4 protein-coding genes are annotated in these 1,821 nt (G+C 61.8%); 2 read left to right on the top strand and 2 right to left on the bottom strand.

Annotated elements, in window-relative coordinates:
- Positions 1 to 360: DnaJ domain-containing protein (locus ACEN88_RS30715; protein WP_413345819.1), on the bottom strand; the 360-nt coding region annotated here is incomplete at its 3' end.
- Positions 361 to 484: 124 nt separating this feature from the next.
- Positions 485 to 703 (bottom strand): hypothetical protein, encoded by a 219-nt coding sequence (locus ACEN88_RS30710; protein WP_413345817.1) that lies wholly within the window; start codon positions 701 to 703, stop codon positions 485 to 487.
- A gap of 182 nt (positions 704 to 885) precedes the next feature.
- On the opposite strand from ACEN88_RS30710, the gene ACEN88_RS30705 reads away from it, so the two are divergent.
- Together ACEN88_RS30705 and ACEN88_RS30700 are read left to right on the top strand one after the other, a co-directional pair.
- Positions 886 to 1,008 (top strand): hypothetical protein, encoded by a 123-nt coding sequence (locus ACEN88_RS30705; RefSeq protein ID WP_413345815.1) that lies wholly within the window; start codon positions 886 to 888, stop codon positions 1,006 to 1,008.
- Positions 1,009 to 1,140: 132 nt separating this feature from the next.
- The coding region (locus ACEN88_RS30700) for a c-type cytochrome (RefSeq protein ID WP_413345813.1) at positions 1,141 to 1,821 on the top strand (681 nt) is incomplete at its 3' end.

The raw sequence follows: 1,821 nt of genomic DNA, 5'->3' as shown, positions 1-1,821 counted from the left end.
GCCGCCCGCGTGCGCGCCCCCGCCCGCGCGCGAACGCCGGCCCACGTGGGCGAACAGGTCGTTGAAGAAATCGTCCCCGCCGGCACCGCCGAAATCGAACTGCGTGCCCCAGTCCGGCGGCGGCTGGAAGCCCTGGCCGGGTCGGTGCCCGCGGCCCAGTTCGTCGTAGGCCGCACGCTTTTCGGCGTCGCCCAGCACGTCGTAGGCCTCGTTGATTTCCTTGGTCTTCGCGTCCGCGTCCTTGTGCTTGCTGACGTCGGGGTGGTACTGCCGCACCAGCTTGCGGTAAGCCTTCTTGATGTCGTCCTGGGTCGCGGTCTTCTCGACACCAAGCGTCTGGTAATAGTCCTTGTATTCCACGAGCTTGCTCCTGGATCGGTTGGATAGTTGAATGTCCCGTAAGTTGTGGCGGGGGGCTTGCTTTTCAACTACGCCTCTTCTTGGCGCGGGATGACAAGAAGCTCAGTATCCCGGCATGCCTCGCTTAAAAATCAGTTTTTGAAATGTGGCTTTCCACCTTAACCACACGATCGCTCAACCGTGCTTGAATATGCACTTTAGTGACGAATCTTGTCGTGTCTTTTCGATCCGCGCTTACGATGGTCGATTTTGCACTTCCGTCGTAGGAACACGGTGTATCGGTCGCGGACGGGCAAATAAAACCCAGTTCCTCCAAGGCTTTGCGGCGGTCGACTTGATTCACGACTCGAGGAGAATTGACCAGATTTCCAATCGTATGATCCACGGCCACCTCACCCAAAAAAGCGAATGTTGTAGTTGTGTCGCGACTTCACTATGACCGAGTCCGGTGTAATCGTTAGTTGCAGCCGGATCAATAGCACATGCAGAAATTAACAGTGGGAAAATATATCTGATAATTTTCATGTGCGCGCATCCGGCGGCTGCTGCGGCAGCCAGAACAGCCTGGACGGTAACAGGAACAACGGCACGGCGAACTGGAGCAAGGACGCCAACCTGCAGTGGCTCACCAACTTCACTACCCAATAAATCAATGACGCATGCTTGATGCATGCCTCATCACGTCTCCTTGGCCGTGCTTAGCATTTCAACCAGTATCCGGCCAAAAACGGCAGTGCTAGATTCCTCGTGTTGCCGTTCGTCCAACAAGGAGAGAGAGTCATGGTGAGCAAATGGGTCAAGCGCACGAGCATCGCATTGGCGGCACTCGCCCTGCTGGGGGTCGCCACGGCCGGCGTCGGCAAGGTGCTGGGGGAACGCAAGATGGCGCGCAGCATCGCGTTGCAGGTGCGTCCGCTCGACGTCGTGCCCGACGTCGCCCGCGTCGACCACGGCCGCTACCTGTACAACACGCGCGGCTGCGCCGAATGCCATGGTGCGGACGGCGCCGGCCGGACGGTCGTGCGCGACGGCGGCATGCTCGTCGTCGCCCCCAACATCACGGCGGGCCCGAACGGCACCACGGCGCGCTACCGCGTGATCGACTGGGTGCGCACCGTGCGCCATGGCGTCAAGCCGAACGGCAATCCCGTCATGATCATGCCCAGCGAGGATTACAGCCGCCTCAGCGACGAAGACATGGCCGCCCTCGTCGCCTTCCTGGAACAGATGCGCCCCGTGTCCGGCGTGAAGGCCGTCATCGACGTGCCGGTGCCCGTGAAGGCGCTGTACGCGTTCGGCGTGATCAAGGATGCGTCCGAAAAGATCGACCACGCCCTCGCGCCGCCGCAGGCCATGCCGGCCGCCGTCACGCCGGCGTATGGCGCCTATGTCGCCGCCACGTGCACCGGCTGCCACGGCGCGGACCTGGCCGGCGGCCGCGTCCCCGGTGCCCCGCCGTCG

This window comes from Massilia sp. CT11-108 (assembly GCF_047302915.1).
Taxonomy (GTDB): domain Bacteria; phylum Pseudomonadota; class Gammaproteobacteria; order Burkholderiales; family Burkholderiaceae_D; genus Telluria; species Telluria orientalis.
The sequence above is the reverse complement of the archived record's forward strand: the minus strand, read 5'-3'. Positions and strand labels throughout refer to the sequence as shown.